Source organism: Nocardioides sp. NPDC023903 (genome assembly GCF_040639295.1).
Classification (GTDB): Bacteria; Actinomycetota; Actinomycetes; order Propionibacteriales; family Nocardioidaceae; genus Nocardioides.
This window is the reverse complement of the sequence record NZ_JBEZZS010000027.1, coordinates 57,674-77,979: the sequence shown is the minus strand read 5'-3', so window position 1 is coordinate 77,979 and position 20,306 is coordinate 57,674. Positions and strand designations below refer to the sequence as shown.

Annotated in this window: 17 protein-coding genes and 1 rRNA gene; 10 read left to right on the top strand and 8 right to left on the bottom strand. The window is 69.0% G+C overall.

Going from position 1 to position 20,306, the window contains the following annotated elements; all coding sequences use genetic code 11:
• A 5S ribosomal RNA gene (gene rrf / locus AB0F44_RS22940) occupies positions 1-94 on the top strand; the annotation flags it as partial.
• 346 nt (positions 95-440) lie between these two features.
• Here rrf and AB0F44_RS22935 read toward each other — a convergent pair.
• On the bottom strand, positions 441-1,733 hold the full coding sequence (locus AB0F44_RS22935) for an MFS transporter (protein ID WP_357358977.1): 1,293 nt from the start codon (positions 1,731-1,733) through the stop codon (positions 441-443).
• 56 nt (positions 1,734-1,789) lie between these two features.
• Positions 1,790-2,812, bottom strand: a complete 1,023-nt coding sequence (locus tag AB0F44_RS22930; RefSeq protein WP_357358976.1) for a DUF2332 domain-containing protein — start codon at positions 2,810-2,812, stop codon at positions 1,790-1,792.
• A 75-nt stretch (positions 2,813-2,887) separates the two neighbouring features.
• Between AB0F44_RS22930 and AB0F44_RS22925 the strand changes: the two genes are divergently transcribed.
• Complete coding sequence (locus AB0F44_RS22925; protein WP_357358975.1) at positions 2,888-3,688, top strand: siderophore-interacting protein; 801 nt, start codon at positions 2,888-2,890, stop codon at positions 3,686-3,688.
• On the opposite strand, the gene AB0F44_RS22920 is transcribed toward AB0F44_RS22925, so the two are convergent.
• From AB0F44_RS22920 to AB0F44_RS22905, 4 genes are all read right to left on the bottom strand, one after another.
• Positions 3,689-4,291: a hypothetical protein gene (locus AB0F44_RS22920; RefSeq protein ID WP_357358974.1), complete on the bottom strand. Its 603-nt coding sequence runs from the start codon at positions 4,289-4,291 to the stop codon at positions 3,689-3,691.
• A 104-nt stretch (positions 4,292-4,395) separates the two neighbouring features.
• Positions 4,396-5,658, bottom strand: coding sequence for an Nramp family divalent metal transporter (locus tag AB0F44_RS22915; RefSeq protein WP_357358973.1), 1,263 nt, complete (start codon positions 5,656-5,658; stop codon positions 4,396-4,398).
• A 21-nt stretch (positions 5,659-5,679) separates the two neighbouring features.
• Positions 5,680-6,909, bottom strand: a complete 1,230-nt coding sequence (locus tag AB0F44_RS22910; RefSeq protein WP_357358972.1) for an RNA polymerase sigma factor — start codon at positions 6,907-6,909, stop codon at positions 5,680-5,682.
• Between the two features lie 27 nt (positions 6,910-6,936).
• Positions 6,937-7,362, bottom strand: coding sequence for a YciI family protein (locus AB0F44_RS22905; protein WP_357358971.1), 426 nt, complete (start codon positions 7,360-7,362; stop codon positions 6,937-6,939).
• Between the two features lie 134 nt (positions 7,363-7,496).
• On the opposite strand from AB0F44_RS22905, the gene AB0F44_RS22900 reads away from it, so the two are divergent.
• Complete coding sequence (locus AB0F44_RS22900; RefSeq protein ID WP_357358970.1) at positions 7,497-8,381, top strand: LLM class flavin-dependent oxidoreductase; 885 nt, start codon at positions 7,497-7,499, stop codon at positions 8,379-8,381.
• Here AB0F44_RS22900 and AB0F44_RS22895 read toward each other — a convergent pair.
• Positions 8,378-9,199 (bottom strand): nicotianamine synthase family protein, encoded by an 822-nt coding sequence (locus AB0F44_RS22895; RefSeq protein WP_357358969.1) that lies wholly within the window; start codon positions 9,197-9,199, stop codon positions 8,378-8,380. The genes AB0F44_RS22900 and AB0F44_RS22895 overlap by 4 nt on opposite strands.
• A gap of 194 nt (positions 9,200-9,393) precedes the next feature.
• On the opposite strand from AB0F44_RS22895, the gene AB0F44_RS22890 reads away from it, so the two are divergent.
• Both AB0F44_RS22890 and AB0F44_RS22885 read left to right on the top strand, forming a co-directional pair.
• Positions 9,394-9,771 (top strand): YciI family protein, encoded by a 378-nt coding sequence (locus AB0F44_RS22890; RefSeq protein WP_357358968.1) that lies wholly within the window; start codon positions 9,394-9,396, stop codon positions 9,769-9,771.
• A 1-nt stretch (position 9,772) separates the two neighbouring features.
• The gene (locus AB0F44_RS22885; protein WP_357358967.1) at positions 9,773-11,005 is read left to right on the top strand and encodes a sigma-70 family RNA polymerase sigma factor; all 1,233 of its coding nucleotides are present in this window, start codon (positions 9,773-9,775) and stop codon (positions 11,003-11,005) included.
• 18 nt (positions 11,006-11,023) lie between these two features.
• Here the strand turns inward: AB0F44_RS22885 and AB0F44_RS22880 are convergent, their stop codons facing one another.
• Positions 11,024-11,602: a TMEM165/GDT1 family protein gene (locus tag AB0F44_RS22880; protein WP_357358966.1), complete on the bottom strand. Its 579-nt coding sequence runs from the start codon at positions 11,600-11,602 to the stop codon at positions 11,024-11,026.
• Positions 11,603-11,885: 283 nt separating this feature from the next.
• Here AB0F44_RS22880 and AB0F44_RS22875 point away from each other — a divergent pair, with 283 nt between their 5' ends.
• From AB0F44_RS22875 to AB0F44_RS22855, 5 genes are all read left to right on the top strand, one after another.
• A complete protein-coding gene (locus AB0F44_RS22875; protein ID WP_357358965.1) occupies positions 11,886-12,695 on the top strand; it encodes an HAD family hydrolase in 810 nt (269 codons plus the stop codon).
• A 468-nt stretch (positions 12,696-13,163) separates the two neighbouring features.
• Positions 13,164-14,018 (top strand): urea amidolyase associated protein UAAP1, encoded by an 855-nt coding sequence (locus AB0F44_RS22870; RefSeq protein WP_357358964.1) that lies wholly within the window; start codon positions 13,164-13,166, stop codon positions 14,016-14,018.
• Entirely contained in the window at positions 14,015-14,809 is a 795-nt protein-coding gene (locus AB0F44_RS22865) for an urea amidolyase associated protein UAAP2 (protein WP_357358963.1), read from the top strand. Before AB0F44_RS22870 ends, AB0F44_RS22865 begins: the two co-directional genes overlap by 4 nt.
• The gene (gene uca / locus AB0F44_RS22860) at positions 14,806-18,528 is read left to right on the top strand and encodes an urea carboxylase (protein ID WP_357358962.1); all 3,723 of its coding nucleotides are present in this window, start codon (positions 14,806-14,808) and stop codon (positions 18,526-18,528) included. Before AB0F44_RS22865 ends, uca begins: the two co-directional genes overlap by 4 nt.
• Positions 18,525-20,222 (top strand): allophanate hydrolase, encoded by a 1,698-nt coding sequence (locus AB0F44_RS22855; RefSeq protein ID WP_357358961.1) that lies wholly within the window; start codon positions 18,525-18,527, stop codon positions 20,220-20,222. Before uca ends, AB0F44_RS22855 begins: the two co-directional genes overlap by 4 nt.
• Positions 20,223-20,306: the final 84 nt, after the last annotated feature.

Sequence of the window (20,306 nt, the reverse complement as noted above, 5' to 3'; positions counted from 1 at the left end):
AATACCCGGTCCCATCCCGAACCCGGAAGTCAAGCCCTTCAGCGCCGATGGTACTGCAACCGAGAGGCTGTGGGAGAGTAGGACGCCGCCGGACATATCTTTGCGCAGGGCCACCTCTTCGGAGGTGGCCCTGCTGCCATTTGTGCACGTTTTCGACGCGGTGTATCGAGCCTGTCGAGACGATTATGGGGACCTCTTCGCGCCACGCCCGGTTGACGTCGGCAGCCATGCGAGGTCCAATGTCATAGTTGCAGTCCGTACCAACAACACTCGAACAAGGAGTTCCCATGGTCAAGAAGCTGCTCATCGCCGCCGTCATTGCCGCGGGTCTCGGCGTGGCCATCAAGCTGGTCACCAGCCGCTGATCCAGAGCTTCTCCAGTTGCCCGGTGCCCTCGAGGCGCCGGGCAACTGTCATCTCGACAAGCTCGATACATCGCACTAGGTGCCCTGTGACGCTTCCTCGTCCGGCGTGACCGAGGCAGCAGGATCGATGGGCTCTTCATTCGGGACGTCGACCTCAGCCAGTGACCGGCGAGCGCCAGGGATGGCGAGGATGCCGGCGACCATGAGGAAGAGCAGCACGCCGGCAAGAACGAGCAGTGACTCGACCGAGAACTGATCTGCGAGCGGGCCGAAGACCACCATGGAGAGTGGCATGGCAACGGACATGACGATCCCGACGATGCCGAAGACGCGCCCCTGCATCTCGGGTTCGACGCGCTCCTGGAGGATCGTGAACGCGGGGGCGCTCAGGGCCGAGAAGGCCACCCCGATCAGCAGGCCGAATACGAAGAAGACCCACATGTTCGTGGAGACGCCGAGGCCGACGACGAACAGTCCGATGAGGACGACAGATCCGACCATCAACCGCATGCGGTGGACGATCTTGGGCCCGAACGCGGCCATGGCGGCGCCGCCGGCCAGCATGCCGAAGCCCCAGAACAGCTCGTTCGCGGTGAGCTTCCAGACCTCGTCGCCGAAGGTGCGTGTGACCATGAGCGGGGTCAGGTAGGAGGGGGCTCCGACCATCACCATGACCAGCGTGAACAGAACGAGGATCCAACGCACGTGCGCGTGGGCGGAGACGTACTTCAGGCCGGCGCGGAGGTCGCCGAAGTAGGAGACCTTTCCCCGGTCGGGGCGTACGAGACGGGCGACCGGGACGAGAGCGAGCAGGCCGACGCCGATCAGGGCCGTGATCGCGTCGATGAAGAAGACCGCGACGATGTCCATGCTGGCGTAGATGACCGCGGCGAGGGCCGGGGCGAGGAGCGTCATCGCGGACTGGATGGTCTGGAAGGCTCCGTTGATCCGGAGCAGCTGGGACTCCGGCGCGATCTGCGGGATCATCGCGGTGACCGCAGGCATCTGGATGCCGGCGAAGACCGAGCGGATCGCCAGGGCCAGATAGATGATCCAGAGGTCGTCGATCCCGCTGACCATCAGGCCGGCCAGGATCAGGGTGGCGACCGCGATCGTGGCGTCGGAGCCCATGATCAGAAACTTGCGGTGATGCCGGTCGGCCCAGACGCCGCCGAAGATGGACATGAACGCCTGCGGGAGCATCCCGAACACGAGGCTCAGCATCAGCACGGACCCGGAGCGGGTCTCGATGGTGAGGTGCCACATCACGGCGTACATCACCAGCATCGAGCCGAGCAGGGAGACCGTTTGGCCGGCGAGGAAGATCGCTGCGTTGCGCCTCCAGCCGGAAAGCTCGTCGGCGGGCATGCCGAACAGCCTTTACCTGGACGGGAAACGCGTCAACCGACTTTGGTCTTGCGCGGCTACGCGAGGATCAGAGGTGGGCCGTGGTGGCTCGAGCGGGCGAGCAGGTCTCCGTCGAGGCTGAGCGCGGGACCGTCGGTTCTGATGTCCCAGCCCGAGGCCGTCTGCGCCGGTGGGACGCCTTCCATGCTGACGTGGGCGATCGGCAGACGACCGCGGGCCTCGGCGACGGCAGCGCGTACTCCGGTGCGTACCTCGACGGGCCAGTACTGCTCGGTGATCGACTGCCAGACCACCGTGAGCACGTCCCCGTCGGTCGGCTCGGTGAGCTGTTCCTTCAGCCAGGTGTCGGCCGAACCGACGTCGACGGTGGGCGGGTCGCCGGCCGCGGCCTGCAGAGCACCGGCGAGGCGGGCGTGACGATCGACCTGATGCGGCCATACGAACGAGGTCAGGTACTCGCGGCCGGCTGCAGTGGAGACATCGACGGGGGCGAGGTCGCAGCCACGGCGTGCGACGACCTCGAACGGAACCGGACGCACCCCGGCGCTCTGGGTGTCGATCGTCAGCGGACTGTCCGTGGGCCCGTACGCCCAGTCCTCGCCATGGAAGTGGTAGCGGTCGACGAGCAGGTTGAGCCCGGCCGACGCGCCCGGCTCGAGCAGCCGGACGCGGTGCAGGCCGGTGCGGCGTACGGCCTCGAAGATGCCGATGAGGAGGCAGGCGGAGCGGCCGACCTCGTTGGTCTGGGGCGCCACCTCCAGACCTGCGCGGAGCTCGTCGACGTGAGCGGTGATCACTTTCTCGAACAGGGGCCAGGCGGTGACGTACGCGTCGTTGCCTCCGAGGTTGGGATAGAAGCGCTCGAGCTCGGGAGCGTCGCCACGAAGGACGATGCGGTGCAGCGCCGCCAGGAGGCGCAGCTGCACGGCATCGGCACGGGAGGCGTCGAGGTGATCCCGGCAGATCTCGGCCACGGGACCACCCGCATCGAGGTCGTCCGCGAATCGGTTGAGCAGCCAGCCGTAGAGGTGCTCCTCATGGCCGAAGTGGTCCCGGAAGAGCTCGGAGAGAGTCGCCATGGGCACATCCAAGCACTGACGCGCGCTTGCGAGTATAGGTAAGGTAAGCCTTACTTAAAGGGAAATGGAGCTGGCATGGGATTCGACGACGGCCGCAGGCTGAAGGGCGTGTACGCGGCCGAGGTGCTGCACAACAAGCAGGTCACGCCGCACATGGTGCGGCTCACCTTGGGAGGCGAGGATCTGCGGCGCTTCCCGCAGCGCGGCTTCGACCAATGGTTCCGGCTCTTCCTGCCGCGACCGAACGGAGAGGCCACCAACTTCGATGCGGTGCCCGAGAAGCTCGGGACGATCGACTACCTGAAGTACCTCAGGCATGGCGACCGGCCGCCGCTGCGCAACTACACCGTGCGCGAACACCGCCCCGACCTCGGCGAGATCGACGTCGACTTCGTGGTGCACGGCGATCTCGGGATCGCGGGCCCGTGGGCGCGTACCGCACAGCCCGGGGAGCGGGTCGTGCTCATGGATCAGGGCACGGGCTTCGACTTCGCTCCGGACGCTTCGTTCCACCTGCTCGTCGGGGACGAGTCGGCGCTCCCGGCGATCGTCGGGATCCTCCGAGACATGCCCCGCGATGCGCGAGGCCTGGCGATCATCGAGATCCCGGACATGGCGGACGTCCAGGACGTCTCCGGGCCCGAGGGCGTCGCGGTGCGGTGGCTGCCTCGAGGCGACGCCGCCGAGCAGCCCGGGGCGTTGGCGATCGCCGAGGTGAAGGCGTTCAACACCGAGGAGCCGGCCACTCTCTCGGCCTACCTCGTCGGTGAGCGGACGATCCCGGCCGAGGGACGGCGCCACCTGGTGTCGCTCGGGGTGCCCAAGTCACGGATCACCTTCGTCGGCTACTGGCGGATCGGCAAAGCGCAGGCCTAGCTACTTGATTTTGAGGCTGGCCAGGGCGCGTTCGTAGAGCTCCGGTGCCACCTTCGCGTCAGGCATGCTCCATCCTTCGTACCCCAAAGCGAACACGACGTCCTGGTTCTTGTCGATGACAGCAGCCCATCCGGTGCCCGTATTGGTTTCGTGCTTGATCGGGAAGCGTCCACGGATGGCTGGCCAGCCGTCCACAGTGGCGGTTCTGCTCGCTGCGACCTGCCCGCCCAGGGCTTTGGCGCCGCCGTTCAGACCCCGGGCGAGATCGAAGGGGATGCCCGGATTGAGATCGAGCACAGTGATCCCCAGCCGGTCTCCTGAGTCCAGGTCGATCGCGTAGGTGGTCGCAGTCATGTTGTCGTGCTTCTCGACCTCCTTCTCGGGTTCGATGTCCGGAAAGGTGATCGTGAAGTACTCGGTGTCGAAGGTCTTGAGCGTGTCCTCCGGCGACGGGGTCGGTGTTGGGCTGGGAGTCGGTGTCTCGGCCGCCGTGGTGCTCGGGCTCGGCGTCTCGCTGGCCTTGGCGGAAGTGTCGGTGGGGGCGCCGCAGGACGCGAAAAGGAAGATCGCGACGACGGACGTCGCGACGTGAATGGAGCGCACCGGGTGAAGATAACCGCTCGTCGGTGCGTACGTCTCCAGATGACGAAAGAGGCGGCGAGCCCGTCGCTCGCCGCCTCCTCGTTCGGGTGTCGCTGGGTGTTGCCCTAGAGCAGGTCCTCGATGGAGGTGCGGATCTGGTCGAAGGCGAGCCACGCGAAGAGGAGGGCGCAGATGATGAGGCCGATGTTGGAGACCCACTTGTTGCGCCACTCCGCGGGGGTGTGGCTGGTGTTGAGGAGCCAGAGCAGGGTGACGGCCAGGAACGGCATGAAGAAGGCGCCCAGGACTCCGTAGATGAGGATCAGCCAGGTGGGCTCGTCGGCGAGCAGGAGCCAGATCATCGGCGGGAAGGTGAGCCAGAGGATGTAGGAGCGGTACCAGATGCCGCCGCTCTTGGCCTCGGGCTCGTCGGCGCGGCCACGCAGGGTGCCGACGAAGTCGGCGAACATCAGGCTGACGCCGTTCCAGACGCCGACGAGGGACGACATCGCCGCGGCCCAGAAGCCGACCAGGAAGAGCTTGCCGAACCAGTCGCCGTAGCGGTCCGCGAGCACGTTGGACAGGTCGAGCATGCCCTGGTCGCCGGTGCCGACGGCGATCTTGGCCGAGTAGAGCAGCTCGGCACCCACGATGAGGGTCGCGACCACGAAGATGCCGGTCACGACGTACGCCGTGGTGTTGTCGATCCGCATCACGCGCATGAACTGCGGGGTGCTCCAGCCCTTCTCCCGCAGCCAGTAGCCGTAGGCGGCCAGGGTGATGGTGCCGCCGACGCCGCCGGCGACGGAGAGCACGTTGACCAGGGCGCCTTCCGGGATGGTCGGAGCCAGGCCCTTGAGGAGCTCGGGGATGTTGGGCAGCGTGATGATCGCGGCGGCGACCATGGTGACGAACATGATGCCGACCAGGACCGCGAGGAACTTCTCGAAGAGGCCGTAGCGGCCGGCCCACACGATGGCGAGACCGATCAGGCCGGAGACGATGCCCCAGACCTTCACCGACGCGAACGAGAACAGCGCGGTCAGGGCCAGGCCGGTGCCGGCCATCGCCGCGGCCCCGTAGACGAAGCCCCAGATCACGATGTAGGGGCCGAAGTAGATCGTCGTCCAGATGCCCAGACGGCGCCAGCCCTGGAAGATCGTCTCGCCGGTGGCCAGGCTGTAGCGCCCGGCGCCCTCGACCAGGACCACCTTCAGGACACATCCGACGACGACGGCCCACAGCAGGGCATAGCCGTACTTGCTACCTGCGATCAGGGTGGCGACCAGGTCGGCGGCGCCGACACCGGTGGCGGCCACCACGAGGCCGGGCCCCAGGATCCGCCAGCGCGGGGTTTCGGCTGTCTCTGTCCTCGCTGCGTGTGACATGGGGGACAGGTATACCCCGTTTTAGGTAAGATTCGCGATCTTTTGCTGAAGGACGGCACGTTCCCGATCGTTCGTGCACATCCCTGCCGCCCGCTCCAGCTCCTTGCGTGCCTCGACGCTTCGGCCCAGCCGGCGCAGGAGTTCTCCGCGTACGGTCGGGAGGAGATGGGTGTGGTCGAGCCGCTTGTCCTCGGCGATCTTGTCGACGATCTCCAGGGCTCGCAGCGGTCCGTGGGCCATCGCGACCGCCACGGCACGGTTGAGGTCGACGATCGGGTTGGGCGCGATCCGGCCGAGGGCTTCATAGAGGACGATGATCCGCTCCCAGTCGGTGGTTTCGACCGAGTCGGCGACCGCGTGGGTGGCGGCGATCGCGGCCTGGAGCCCATAGGGACCGAGGCCCCGTGGGGTCGCCTGCTCGAGGGCGGCCAGGCCGCGGCGTACGGCACCTTGGTCCCATCTGGTGCGGTCCTGGTCCTCGAGGAGGACCGGGTCGCCAGCAGCATCGGTGCGCGCCGGGAAGCGGGAGGCGGTCAGCTCCATGAGCGCGAGCAGTCCGTACGCCTCCGGCTCGTCGGGCAGTACGCCGATCAGCACCCGGGTCAGTCTGCGTGCCTCGCGGGCGAGGTCGGTGCGGATCAGGTCCTCGCCAGATGTGGCGGTGGAGCCCTCGGTGAAGATCAGGTAGAGGACGTTGAGCACGCCGGCCAGACGCTGCCGGCGCTCGTCGGGCGACGGCACCTCGAAGGGCACCTTCGCGGCCGCGATCGTCTTCTTGGCGCGGGTGATCCGGGCCTGGATCGTCGGCACCGGCACCAGGAATGCCCGGGCGATCTCCTCGCTGCTGAGGCCGCCGACGACCCTGAGCGTGAGCGCCACCCGGGCCTCCTTGGACAGCACCGGGTGGCAGGAGACGAACATCAGCGCGAGGACGTCGTCATCGATCCGCTCGACGTCCAGGTCGTCGGCGTACGCCTCGTCCTGGTCGTGGGCGATCGCCTCGTACTTCTCGCGCTGGACCCCGGCGCGGCGGATCGTGTCGATCGCCCGCCGCTTGGCGGTGGTCATCAGCCAGCCGACCGGGTTGGCCGGCTGGCCGTTCTCGGGCCAGGAGATCAGCGCCTCCGCGAGGGCCTCCTGCGCCGCGTCCTCGGAGAGGGCGAAGTCTCCGGTGTAGCGCGCGAGCGCGCCGACGATGCGGGCGGACTCGATACGCCAGATCGCCTCGACGGCGCGCGTCGCGTCACTCATCGGTGTCTCCTCGGGCTGTCTCGACGGTCAGAGCTGCCCGTTCTTGGTCCGCCAGTCGAGCTCCTTCTGGATCCACGGGTTGTCCTGCGGAAACTCGTCGATCGTCGGCACCCGGCGGATCTCGACGGCCGACCCGGGGAAGCCGCCGATCCGCTTGGCCCACTCGACCGCCTCCTCCTTGGAGCCGACCGAGATCAGGTAGAAGCCCCCGAAGAGCTCCTTGGTCTCGCCGTAGGGACCGTCGGTGACCACCGGCTCCTCGGCGTCGGCGTAGGTGACGACGGTGTGCTCCTCCGGGTCCAGCCCCTCCATCGCGAGCAGCACGCCCGACTTGATGAGCTCGTCGTTGAGCTGACCCATCTTCTCGAGCATCTGCTCGAACGGGATGGCGGACATCGCGGCGTTCTGCTTGTCCTCGTCGATGGTGCGCCAGATCAGCATGTACTTCGGCATCTCGGTTTCTCCTGTGTCGGTCGGGCCGTCTTGCCGGCCCGTTCACCCCTTGGTCGAACGAGGTCTACGCGGGATCGACAACGCTGCCAAGAATATTTTCGGAACCGTGTTCTGCGGGTGGGTAGGTTGGGGTCGTGAAGATCTCGCTGTGGCCCAGTCCCGCCGTTCCCACTGCCGACATCCTTGCCGAGGCGCAGGCGGCTGACCAGGCCGGTTGGTACGGCGTCTGGTTCGCCGACCACTACATGCCCAACACCGGCTCCGAGGACATCGACGACGGGCCGATGCACGAGGTCTGGGGGGTCCTGCCGGCGCTGGCTGCGATCACCGAGAACGTACGCATCGGGCCGCTCGTCTCCCCGACGACGATCCATCACCCGGCGCTGCTCGCGAACCGGTCCGCGACGATCGACCACATCGCCGGCGGGCGGTTCGTCCTCGGCATGGGTGCGGGCTGGCAGATCAACGAGCACAAGGCGTACGGCATCGACCTGCCGAGCGCGAAGGTGCTGGTCGACCGCTTCGAGGAGGCGATCGAGGTCACCCGGTCGCTGCTCGACAAGCCGCGTACGACCTTCGAGGGGACCCACTTCCAGCTCACCGACGCTCCGTGCGAGCCGAAGCCGGTGTCCTCGCCGCTGCCGATCCTGGTCGGCGCCAAGGGCCCGCGGATGCTGCGGGTCGTCGCCCGGTTCGCCGACGAGTGGAACACCTGGGGCACGCCCGAGAGCGCCGGCGCGGTGCGGGCCAAGCTCCTGGAGGCGTGCGAGCAGGTGGGCCGCGACCCCGGGACGATCAAGACGACCACCAACCTCATGCTCGACCTCGACGGTGCGAACCCGGGCTTCGCCCGGACGCAGACCGGCTCGGCCGGTGAGCTGCAGGACCTGATCGGCCGCTATGTCGAGGCCGGGTTCGACGAGTTCATCCTGCCGACGTGGAATCTCGGTGAGACCGGTGCCGAGCGGATCGAGCGGGCGGCACAGCTCAAGGCCGAGGTCCTCGACCCCGCGCTCTAGTTCGCGCGGGCGAGGATCGCGCTGTTGATCACGTCGGTGCCAGGGGCGTCGATCTCAGGGTTCGCCTCGGCCACCACGTTCAGGCCGGCAAGAGCCTGCGGTCCGACCTGCGGGTAGAGCAGCGTACGCAGCCCCCGGGCGCTCCGCGCCAGGACGAGCCCGCCCGGGGCGAGCGCGGTGACTGCCTTGTCGAGCACCGCGGCCTTGGCGGCATCGTCGGATCCGACCAGGCCGGCGAGGAGCACGAGGTCCGTGGGGTGCGGTGGCGTGGCAGCGGCCGCTTCGGCGTGCTCGAACGTCACGCCGGCGGCACCCAGGCGGCCGAACGCGGCGGAGGAGAGCCGGATCGCCTCGGCGTCGTGGTCGACGCAGTGCACCGCGATGCCCTGGTCGGCCAGACAGAGCGCGGTCAGCGGAAGCGGTCCGGAGCCGAGGAGCAGGACGTGCCGGGGGACGGTGCCCTGGCGGCGTACGGCCTCCAGCTCCATCTCGACGAGGAGCCGGTAGTTCTCGCGGTAGGGGAAGCGGGCGAACGCCGCGGCGGGATCGGAGGAGTGCGCGATCCGGTCGGCCCAGACCCGCTCGAGCGCGTGCTCGCCGGCGGACGCGACCGATCGGAAGAGGGCGGGCGAACGTGAGGGCGGCAGTGCGGCCAGCACCGACTCGGCCTCCGGCTCAGGCACGCTCAGCACCGCGGTCACCAGCCGGTTGAAGAGAGCGTTGACGACGATCCCGGGCTCCAGCGACGGCTGGTCGAGCAGGTCGTCGAGAGTGGAGACAAGACGTTCGTCGATGGCCTCGAACGTTCCCGGATTCACAACCGGTCACCCTTCCACATCGGCGGCGGCCGCTGCAGGGTGTTCCGCCAGGAGCCCGCTCCGCGGCACGGAAGCCTCGTTCGTATCGCGCGCATCGGCAGCTGCCTTCTGGAACGATGTAGAACTACGCCACTCGGCTCCGACGTATCCCCCGTAAGCACGCCTACGGAAGGCGCCGACGAAAGGGAAGAGCCATGAAGTACGTCATCCTGATCCACTCCAACCCGCAGCCGTGGGGCCACCCGACGGGTGACTTCATCCCCGAGTTCCAGTCGCTGCCGCAGGGGGCCAGGGAGAAGCTCAACGCCGCCTTCGAGGGGATCCTGGAGGAGCTCTCGGCCAACGGCGAGCTCCTCGGCGGGCAGGCGCTCGCGGATCCAGCCTCCGCCAAGCTCTACCGCTGGGAGGCCGGCGAGCCGATCTCCACCGACGGTCCCTACTCCGAGGCGAAGGAGCATCTGGCCGGCTTCTTCCTGATCGACGTCGAGTCCCAGGAGCGAGCCGAAGAGGTCGTACGCAGCTTCAGCGGCCCCGGTGAGACGGTCGAGCTGCGGCCGGTGGCAACCTACTGACATGACGGTCACGGGAGTCGAGGATGTGTGGCGGCAGGAGTCCGCCCACGTCCTCGGCGCCCTGCTGCGGGTCCATCCGGACCTCCCCGACTGCGAGGACGCCGCGCAGGAGGCGCTGATCGCCGCCAGCCAGAAGTGGCCGTGCGACGGACTGCCGGCCGACCCGCGGGCGTGGCTGATCCGGGTGGCTCATCGGCGCCTGATCGACCAGCTGCGCGCGGACTCGGCCCGGACCCGGCGCGAGGTCGCCGACGGGATCGCCAGGCGACTCGACGACCCGGAACCGGCGGCCGTGGAGATCGGCTCGGCCTACGACGACTCGCTGCGGCTGATGATGATGTGCGCCCATCCCGCGTTGCGCCGCCCCTCCCAGGTGGCGATCACGCTGCGGTGCGTGGGCGGTCTGACGACGTCGGAGATCGCGGCCGCGTACCTGGTTCCGGAGGCGACCATGGGGCAGCGGCTCAGCCGGGCGCGGGCCACGCTGAAGGACGAGGAGTTCTGCTCGCCGGCCCCCGACGAGCTGCCCGAGCGCATCGCCTGCGTGCTCGACGTCTGCCACCTGATCTTCAACGAGGGCCACACCCGCACCAGCGGCCCGGAGCTGCAGGGCATCGAGCTCACCGATGAGGCGATCCGGCTGACCCGGATCGTGCGCGACGTACTCCCGGAGCACGACGAGGCCACCGGCCTGCTCGCGCTCATGCTGCTGACCCAGGCCCGCTCGTGCGGTCGCGTCGACCACCTCGGCGACCTGATCCCGCTCAAGGACCAGGACCGCTCGCAGTGGGACCAGGAGCTGATCCGCGAAGGTGTGGCGCTGCTGGAGGACGTACTCCCCGAGGGTCCGGTGGGTCGCTACCAGCTGCAGGCGGCGATCGCCGCGGTCCATGCCGAGGCGGAGTCGTACGAGGCCACCGACTGGCTCCAGATCAACCTGCTCTACGGGATGCTCGCGCAGGTCGCGCCCTCGCCGGCGGTCACGCTCAACCGGGCCGTCGCCGTGGCGATGAGTCTCGGCCCAGAGCACGGGATCGAGATCGTACGCGACCTGCTGGAGCACCCGGCGATGCAGCGGCACCACCGCGCCCATGCCGTGCTTGCGCACCTGCTCGAGCAGTCCGGCGACGTCGCGACGGCTCGGGAGCACTACGTGCTGGCGGCCCGGCTGACCCAGAGCGTGCCGGAGCAGCGCTACCTGAACCGCCGGGTCGAGTCGCTCGACCAGCAGTGACGGCTCAGAGCTGACTGATCACATCTGTAGGGCGCCATCGATGACGAGAATGATCCCGAAGATCGCGAACAGCGCGGCGGCGCCGTACTTGATCACGTTCTCGGGGAGCTTGCGGCCCAGGAGCGCGCCGACGCCGATGGCGAGCGCGTCGGCGGCCACCATCCCGACCGTGGAGCCGATCCAGGTGCCGAGCCAGCCCTCCTGAGTGGCCAGGGTGATCGTCGCGAGCATCGTCTTGTCGCCGAGCTCGGCCAGGAAGAACGCGATGCCGACGGCGATGATCGCCATGCCGCGGCTGTTGCGAGCCTTCTTGGCCTCGTCCTCGGTCAGCTCGTCGCCTCGCAGCGTCCATCCGGCGAAGAACAGGAAGGCGATGCCCGCGACGATGGTGATGTAGTGCTGGTGCTCGGCGAAGGCGTCTCCGATGAGGGCGCCGATGGCGACCGAGGCCAGGTGGACGATCGCGGTCGCGGCGGTGATCCCGATGATCACGTCTCGAGCCCGGTATCGGGTGGCGAAGGTCATCGCCATGAGCTGGCTCTTGTCGCCGAGCTCGGCGACGAAGATGACCGCGGTCGAGAGCAGGAAGGCGTACACGGGGGGTTCCTCTCCGGCACCGGCCGGAGGAATCCCATGAGGGGTTGATCGTCCTTCGACCAGCACCGTCATGTAGATACGGATGCTTGGTCGAAGGTCTCGTCCGCCACTGAGTGGCCGATCGCGCCGGGCCCTGAGGCCAGTGTGTCGACGCGACTGTTGAGGACTACTCCCCTTCGCGGCTTCAGTCTAGGCGACGGACCTGACGCCGTCCCACTCGGGCGGTCGCGGCCGGTTCGCCGAATTCCGTCATCCGAGATTCGATCCTGGTTAGGCTGACTTCATGGACGAGGCCGAGGTGCGCGCGGTCCTCTTCGACCTGCACGACACGCTCGTCCCGAGCGGCCATCCCGCCGAGCACAACGCGGTGGCCAGGGGGATGGGCGCGGATCTCGGCGTCGACCCCGATGCGTTCGCGGCCGCGGTCGCGGACACCTTCGACGAACGCGTACGCGGTCTGATGGCCGATGTGCACCACACCGTGCGCTACCTGGCGCGACGGGTCGGCGGATCGCCGACCGAGTCCCAGGTGGAGAGCGCGATCACGCGGAGACTCAACTACTCGCTCTCCCTGCACGCCGCGACCTGGGCGCTGCCTGCGCTCAAGTCGCTGCGCAAACGAGGGTTCAAGCTCGGCGTCGTCGCCAACTGCGGGGCGGAGACGGTCGCGATCTGGCCGCAGAGCCCGCTCGCGGACCACCTCGACGCCGTCTCGTTCTCCTGTCAGACCGGCGTACGCAAGCCGGACTCGGGCGCCTACCTCGTCGCCGCGGCGGCCCTGGAAGTGCGGACCGGCGAGTGCGTCTACGTCGGTGACGGCGCTGATCACGAGCTCAGCGGGGCCGAGGCGGTCGGGATGAGGGCCGTACGGTTCCGGGCCAGGGCGCTCGAAGAGGCCGGCGAGGCGGTGTATCGAGCTTGTCGAGATGATGTCGCCTCGGACCTCGACCCCGAGTGGAACGGGCCGACGATCAGCGACCTCGGCGAGCTCGTTGGCATGATCGGGATCCCGGTGCCACGCGAAGGGTCCGAATCGCGGACGTTCGTCTCCGGCAATGTGGTGCCCTGGGGTTCGAAGAGATCGTCCCGCTGATCTTCGGTCGAGGCGGGCGGCCGATGCGTCGGGTCTCTTGACGACTGTCCAGCGTGGGTCAGGGTCCCACTTCTGAGGATCGATGTCAGCCGAATCAGGGATCCGCGGAGCATTCGGTCCGCTCCTCGGCACGGTGCCGGATCGCCATCGGAACGGTGTCCGATATCACACCAAACCTGTTACCTGTCTTTTGACAGGTTATTCGTCTGTCTGGCTGGCCCTGTCTCTGGGTAGATCGCTCCATCAGGCGGCACCGCACGCGGGAAATCGGCAGCAAATGGTCCTTCCCCCCTAGCGAGTTCCGACCGAAAACGGTAAGAATCGATCGACCGACAGGGAAGAATTTCTCCGACTCCGACCCCACATTTCGGACTCAGGTTTCCAACAGTCTTGGTTTGCCCCCGACGCCCTTGACCTACATGCTTACCTGTCAGTCGACAGGTTAATCATGCTTCAAGGAGGACCCGGGTGGCGCTAGCTGCAGACCACAGCACGGACACGGTGCTGAACGCACGGGCAGATGCTCGCGCGCAAGGGGGGCAGGTCAGCGACTGGATGCCGTACCTACCGGCTTCGTCGAGCCCGTTCTGTCCGGACGACGTCGACCCGGACACCCTGACGTGGGCCGAGACGGTCGCACCAGGGAGCTACACCCACAAGGTCCTCGCCCGCGGCACGCGGTTCCGGCTCGAGGACCCGACCGGTGAGGCCTGCGCCCACACCCTCGTCTACAACGCGCTCGAGCCGACCGAGCGGCTCAACGTCGCCGACACCCAGAAGATCCCGTGGCAGGCCTACCTCGGTGCCGGCCACCCGCTGCTGTCCGGTGACGGCCGGGTGCTCGCCACGATCCTCGCCGACACCTCGGGCCGGCACGACGCGTTCTGCGGCACGAGCACCGCCGCCTGGAACGCGCTGCGCTACGGCACCGCGCTGCCCGAGGGACCCGCACCGGCCGGCCGTGACCTCTTCGTGAAGGCGGCCGCCAAGCACGGGCTCGAACCTGCCGACGTACCTCCGTCGGTCTCGTTCTTCCAAGGAGTCCGGGTCGCCTCGGACGGGAGCTTCGACTGGGTCGGCTCGTCCGGTGCCGGGACGTCGGTGGAGCTCGTGGCCGAGCTGCCCCTGATCGTGCTGATCGCCAACGTCCCGCACCCGCGCGACCCCCGTCCGGAGTACGTCGTCGGGCCGCTGCGCGTGCACGCCTGGCGTACGCCGGAATCAACCCCCACCACCCCGGCAGATGAGCGTTTCGACGTCTCTCCCGAGGTCCGGCGGGCGTATCTGAACACACTCGACTATGCGGAGGCTCGGGGCCTGTGACTACCACGATCGACAACCCGGTGATGAGGCCTGTGACGACCATTCCCGTCCCTGTGACCACCTATCTGACGCCTGACGGGCAGCTGGTCTCCAGCGTCCCGGTCGGTGCGTCGTACGCCGACGACGACACTCACCTGGAGTGGGGTGACCCGCTGGTGCCGGGTGCCGTCGTGCTGGACGAGCAGGTGGCTCCGCGGGCCTCGTGGTCGGGTGTCGTACGTGCCGGGCAGGTGTTGACGATCGTCGATGTCGGCGGCAACCAGTCGGGTGACTGCCTGCTCTACAACGCGCACCACACCGACGAGCGCTACAGCGCTCCGGACACGCTCGCGTGGCAGGACAACGCCTACATCCGCACGGGGACCGTGCTGCGCAGCAACCTCGGTCGTGCCTTGATGACCGTCGTCGAGAACGAGATCGACCGCCAAGACACCATCGGCGGCGCCTGCTCGCGCGAGTCCAACACGCTGCGCTACGGCCACCACGTGATGTATCACCACGGCTGCCGGGAGAACTTCCTGACCGAGGGTGCCAAGCACGGGCTCGGCATGCGCGACATCGTCTCCAACATCAACTGGTTCATGAACGTGCCCGTCGAGGAGGACGGTGCCCTCGGCATCGTCGACGGCATGTCGGCGCCCGGGAAGCGGGTCGCGCTGCGCGCGGAGATCGACACGCTCGTGCTGATTTCGAACTGCCCGCAGATGAACAACCCCTGCAACGACTTCAACCCGACGCCCCTGCGGATGATCGTGTCCGAGCCGGATGTCGATTACGAGGCCGGCGCATGACCTCTGGTTCTGAAGCCGGACTGTCCTTCGACACCGTCCTGGTCGCCAACCGAGGGGAGATCGCCCGCCGGGTGATGCGCACCGCGCGCGAGCTCGGGATGCGTACGGTCGCTGTCTTCTCCGAGGCCGACAGAGCGGCACCACACGTGCGGGAGGCCGACGAGGCAGTCTGTCTGGGCTCCGCGCCCGCACGGGACTCCTACCTCCGTGGCGACCTGATCATCGCAGCAGCCCTGCGCACCGGCGCGGGGCTGCTGCATCCCGGCTACGGCTTCCTGTCCGAGAGCGCGGCCTTCGCCCGTGAGGTGGAGGCGGCGGGGCTTCGGTTCGTCGGTCCGACGCCCGATCAGATCAGCGCCTTCGGCGAGAAGCACTCGGCCCGGCGGCTCGCGGAGAACGCAGGGGTGCCGATGCTGGCCGGCACCGGGTTGCTCTCCGGGCCGGACGAGGCGGCCGAGGAGGCTGCCCGGATCGGGCTGCCGGTGATGGTCAAGGCGACCGGCGGCGGTGGCGGCATCGGGATGACCGCGTGCAGCTCGGAGGAGGACGTCCGGGTCGCGTTCGAGCGGGTCGCCCGGCTCGCCCAGACCAGCTTCGGCACCGCCGGGGTCTTCCTGGAGCACCTGGTGCGGCCCGCGCGCCACGTCGAGGTGCAGGTCTTCGGCGACGGTGAGGGTCAGGTCGCCGTGCTCGGCGACCGCGACTGCTCGCTGCAGCGCCGCAACCAGAAGGTGATCGAGGAGGCGCCCGCGCCGGCTCTGCCCGAGCACGTACGGACCGTCCTGCACGACTCCGCGCGCCAGCTCGCCAAGTCGGTCTCCTACCGCTCGGCCGGGACCGTGGAGTTCGTCTACGACCCGGGCCGCCAGCTGATCTCCTTCCTGGAGATGAACACCCGCCTCCAGGTGGAGCACGCGGTCACCGAGCAGGTGATGGGCATCGACATCGTCGAGCTCATGCTGCGCCTCGCTCGCGACGGCGTCACCGCGCTGCGCGACGAGCTGTTCCGCAAGTGCCCCGCACCCAAGGCGTACGCCGTCGAAGCACGTGTCTACGCCGAGGACCCGGCCAAGGACTCGATGCCGTCGTCCGGCCTGGTCACGCGAGCGGTCCTCCCGACCGAAGCTCCTGGCGTCCGGGTCGACTCCTGGATCGAGACCGGGCTCGAGGTCTCGCCCCACTACGACCCGCTCCTCGCCAAGGTGATCGCCACCGGCGCGACCCGCGACGAGGCACTGGACAGGCTGGGCGACGCGCTCGCCAGCACCCGGATCGACGGGATCGTCACCAACGTCTCAGCGCTGCGCGCGATGACGACGTACGCCGAGCTCCGCTCGGCCACGCACTCGACCTCGACCCTGGCCGAGCGTGCCAAGGAGGGCCGCGGCGGGGATCCCGATCCGCGGATCGACGTGCTCGACCCGGGCGTGCTCACCACCGTCCAGGACCTTCCCGGCCGGGTGGGCTACTGGCAGGTCGGAGTACCTCCGTCGGGTCCGTTCGACTCCGTCTCCTTCGCCGAGGCCAACCTGGCCGTCGGCAACCACCGGGGTGCTCCGGGCCTCGAGGTCACGGTGCCGCTGGCAACAGGCCGGGCGACGGCCGGGGGGCCGACGTTGGTCTTCTCCGATCCCGCCGTCGTCTGTGTGACCGGGGCCCCCATGCCGGTCAGCGTCGACGGCGCCCCTGTCCCGCAGTGGGAGCCGATCGAGCTCCACGCGGGGGCGACGTTGACGCTGGGTCGCACCGATGGGCCGGGCCTGCGGACCTACATCGCGGTCCGAGGTGGCCTGGACGTGCCCGACTACCTGGGCAGCGCCTCGACGTTCACGCTCGGCGGCTTCGGCGGGCACGCCGGACGTACGCTGCAGCGTGGTGACGTGCTCCGCCCTGGGACCGCGGTCGACCCGCAGGCGCAACCCGCGGCGACCCCGGAGTCGCGTCGGCCGGCGCTGACCAACAGCTGGGAGATCGGTGTCACCGAGGGCCCGCACGGCGCCCCGGAGTTCTTCACGCGCTCGGACCTGGACCAGCTCTACTCGGCGAGCTACCGGGTGCACCACAACTCGGCTCGGACCGGCGTACGCCTGATCGGGCCGAAGCCGACCTGGGCCCGTGCCGACGGCGGCGAGGCCGGGCTGCATCCGTCGAACATCCACGACACCCCCTACACGGTGGGGTCGCTCGACTTCACCGGCGACACCCCGATCATCCTCGGCCCCGACGGGCCGTCGCTGGGCGGCTTCGTCTGTCCGGCGGTGGTCGCCAGCGGCGAGCTGTGGAAGATCGGGCAGTTGCGCCCCGGCGACACGGTGCGGTTCGTGCCGGTGCGGGAGGGCAAGGCCGCCGGCCTGGTCAACCACCGCGCTTCCTTGACGGTGGTCGGCGGAGCGGGCGGCGACGGCGACGACGGCGTCCTGGGCAGGCTGCCCGAGACGTCGGCCCGGCCGGAGGTCACCTATCGGCGCAGCGGGGACAACTCCCTGCTGGTCGAGTACGGGCCGATGACGCTCGACCTGGGTCTCCGGATGCGGGTTCACGCGCTGCAGTCGGCCCTGGCCGAGCACGCGCCCGCCGGCATCATCGACGTCACCCCAGGGATCCGGTCGCTGCAGGTGCACACCGACTCCTCGGTCCTGCGGGCCGGCCAGGTCGCGGGGCTGCTGCGCGAGCTGGAGGAGGACCTCCCGGCCACCTCGGAGCTGACCGTGCCCTCGCGGCGGGTGCGGCTGCCGCTCTCCTGGGACGACCCGGCGACCCGGGAGGCGATCGAGCGCTACACCGCCGGCGTACGCGACGACGCCCCGTGGGCGCCATGGAACATCGAGTTCATCCGCCGGATCAACGGGCTCGCCTCGGTCGAGGAGGTCCATCGAACCGTCTTCGACGCGACGTACCTGGTGCTCGGGCTGGGCGACGTCTATCTGGGCGCGCCGGTCGCGACACCGCTGGACCCGCGGCACCGGCTGGTGACGACGAAGTACAACCCGGCGCGCACCTGGACGGCGGAGAACTCTGTCGGCATCGGCGGCGCGTACATGTGCATCTACGGGATGGAGGGGCCGGGCGGATATCAGCTCGTCGGACGGACGACGCAGGTGTTCAACCGGTATCGCCGAAGCGAAGCCCGAGGCAATGTGGAGGGCCGCTCGACCACCGTCGGTGGGCTCTTCCACGACGACCCGTGGGCGCTGCGGTTCTTCGACCGGATCGAGTGGTACCCGGTCTCCGCAGAGGAGCTCCTGGAGCTGCGGGCGGAGGTCGACGCGGGGCGCGGCGAGTTCGAGACCGAGGAGGGCACCTTCTCGATCAAGGAGTACGACCGCTTCCTGACCGCCAACGCGGACTCGATCGCAGGTTTCCGTGACCAGCAGTCCGCCGCCTTCGAGGAGGAGCGCGAGCGCTGGAAGGCCGCGGGGGAGTTCGACATCTGCGACCGCATCGACGCGCGGGGCGAACCGTCGGAGGTCGAGGTGCCGGAGGGGTGCGTGCAGGTGACCGCGCCGTTCACCTCGACCGTCTGGAAGGTCGTCGCGAGCAGCGGCGCGCAGTTGGCCCAGGACGCCCCGCTGATGGTCGTCGAGGCGATGAAGATGGAGGCGAGCGTCCCGGTTCCGGTCGCCGGCGAGGTGGTCGAGGTCTACGTGAAACCGGGCGAGCAGATCGTCCCGGGGCAGGTCATCGCCGCGGTGCGTCCTCTCGACGGGCTCGGCTCTTGATCCACTCACTTCCAGGTGGCGCAGTCGCGCGCGCCACCGAGGCACTCGACCGCATCGAGGCATCGGATCGTCCGGAGATCTGGATCTCGCTGCGTACGCGTGCCGAACTGCTCGAGGAGGCCGCCGCGATCGACGCGAAGGTGGCCGGCGGCGAGGTCCTGCCGCTGGCCGGCCGTCTGCTGGCAGTCAAGGACAACATCGACGTCCGCGGCCTGCCTACGACCGCCGGAGCGCCGTCGTTCGCCTACCCGCCGACCGCTGACGCCACTGCCGTCGCGCGCCTGCGGGCGGCCGGGGTGCTGGTCGTGGGGAAGACCAACCTGGACCAGTTCGCGACCGGGCTGGTCGGCACCCGCAGTCCGTACGGAGCGGTCCGCAACGCCTGGGACCCGAGCCGGATCTCGGGCGGATCCTCCTCGGGCTCGGCGGTCGCGGTCGCTCTCGGCCTGGTCGACCTCGCGCTGGGGACCGACACCGCAGGCTCCGGCCGTGTGCCGGCGGCGCTCAACGGCATCGTCGGGGTCAAGCCGTCGCGCGGGCTGGTGCCGGTCACCGGCGTCGTGCCCGCCTGCTACACGCTCGACTGCGTCACCGTCTTCGCCCGCGATCTTGGGTCTGCGCGGGCCGCCGCGGAGCTGATGGCCGGTCTTGACCCGTCGGATCCGTTGTCGCGTACGTTGCCGGCGGACGCCGGGCTGCCGCCCGCTCCGAGGGTGGCGGTGCCGACCGGTGAGCATCTCGACGGGCTCGCTCCCGGGTGGGCCGCCGCCTTCCGGGCCGTCGTCGCGCGGTTGGCCGCCGCCGGGATCGAGATCGTCGAGACCGACATTTCGCCGTTGCTCGAGGCCGCCAGGCTGCTCTACGACGGCGCCTTCGTCGCCGAGAGGTACGCCGCGGTGGGCTCCCACCTCGAAGCCAACCGGGACCTCATCGGGACCGACCTGGACCCGACGGTCGCCGCGATCGTGCTCGCCGGGGCATCGGCCAGCGCGGCCGACTGGGCGCGCGACGCGGCTCTCCTGGCGCGCCTCGGGGCGGCGGGGAAGGAGGCCCTCGCGGGCTGCTCGGCGTTGCTGACGCCGACGACGACGTGGCATCCGACGCTGGCCGAGGTGGCCGCGGATCCGGTCGGCGCGAACGCCCGCCTGGGCCGCTACACGAACTTCGCGAACCTCCTCGACATGGCCTCGCTCGCGGTCCCGGCCGGCCAGGTCGGCGGGCTGCCCTTCGGCGTGATGCTGACCGGGGCGGCCGGAAGCGACCGCACCCTGGCCGCGCTCGGCCACACGCTGCTCAGTCCCTGTGTCGATCTCTTCGTGGTCGGCGCGCATCTGTCGGGACAGCCGCTCAACCACCAGCTGGTCGAGGCCGGAGCGACGCTGCTGCGCCCGGTGTCGACCTCAGCCGACTACCGGCTGTTCGCGCTGGAGACGGTCCCGCCCAAGCCCGGACTCGTTCGGGTGAGTGGACCCGAAACCGGGGTGCGGATCGAGGGCGAGCTCTGGCGCGTCCCGGCCGCGGGCTTCGGGACGTTCGTGGGTGGCGTACCTGCTCCGATGGTCATCGGAAAGGTGACGCTGGAGGACGGCTCCTCGGTTTCGGGATTTCTCGTCGAGCCTTTTGCCGTCGAAAAGGCTGCTGATATCTCGGCGCACGGTGGTTGGCGCCGTTACCGGTCTGAGCAGGGCCTTTAACGTTCGCCGTGGATATCGGTTACGGGACCGGGGTCATTCCTCCAGGTGGCACACGACTCTGTTCAGGGGCCTGATCCCGCGTCA

What these genes read in the sequence shown, in the direction of transcription:
- AB0F44_RS22935 (WP_357358977.1), bottom strand. Translation starts at nt 1,733, where the DNA reads ATGCCCGCCGACGAGCTTTCCGGCTGGAGGCGCAACGCAGCGATCTTC.
- AB0F44_RS22930 (WP_357358976.1), bottom strand. Translation starts at nt 2,812, where the DNA reads ATGGCGACTCTCTCCGAGCTCTTCCGGGACCACTTCGGCCATGAGGAG.
- AB0F44_RS22925 (WP_357358975.1), top strand. Translation starts at nt 2,888, where the DNA reads ATGGGATTCGACGACGGCCGCAGGCTGAAGGGCGTGTACGCGGCCGAG.
- AB0F44_RS22915 (WP_357358973.1), bottom strand. Translation starts at nt 5,658, where the DNA reads ATGTCACACGCAGCGAGGACAGAGACAGCCGAAACCCCGCGCTGGCGG.
- AB0F44_RS22910 (WP_357358972.1), bottom strand. Translation starts at nt 6,909, where the DNA reads ATGAGTGACGCGACGCGCGCCGTCGAGGCGATCTGGCGTATCGAGTCC.
- AB0F44_RS22905 (WP_357358971.1), bottom strand. Translation starts at nt 7,362, where the DNA reads ATGCCGAAGTACATGCTGATCTGGCGCACCATCGACGAGGACAAGCAG.
- AB0F44_RS22890 (WP_357358968.1), top strand. Translation starts at nt 9,394, where the DNA reads ATGAAGTACGTCATCCTGATCCACTCCAACCCGCAGCCGTGGGGCCAC.
- AB0F44_RS22885 (WP_357358967.1), top strand. Translation starts at nt 9,773, where the DNA reads ATGACGGTCACGGGAGTCGAGGATGTGTGGCGGCAGGAGTCCGCCCAC.
- AB0F44_RS22875 (WP_357358965.1), top strand. Translation starts at nt 11,886, where the DNA reads ATGGACGAGGCCGAGGTGCGCGCGGTCCTCTTCGACCTGCACGACACG.
- uca (WP_357358962.1), top strand. Translation starts at nt 14,806, where the DNA reads ATGACCTCTGGTTCTGAAGCCGGACTGTCCTTCGACACCGTCCTGGTC.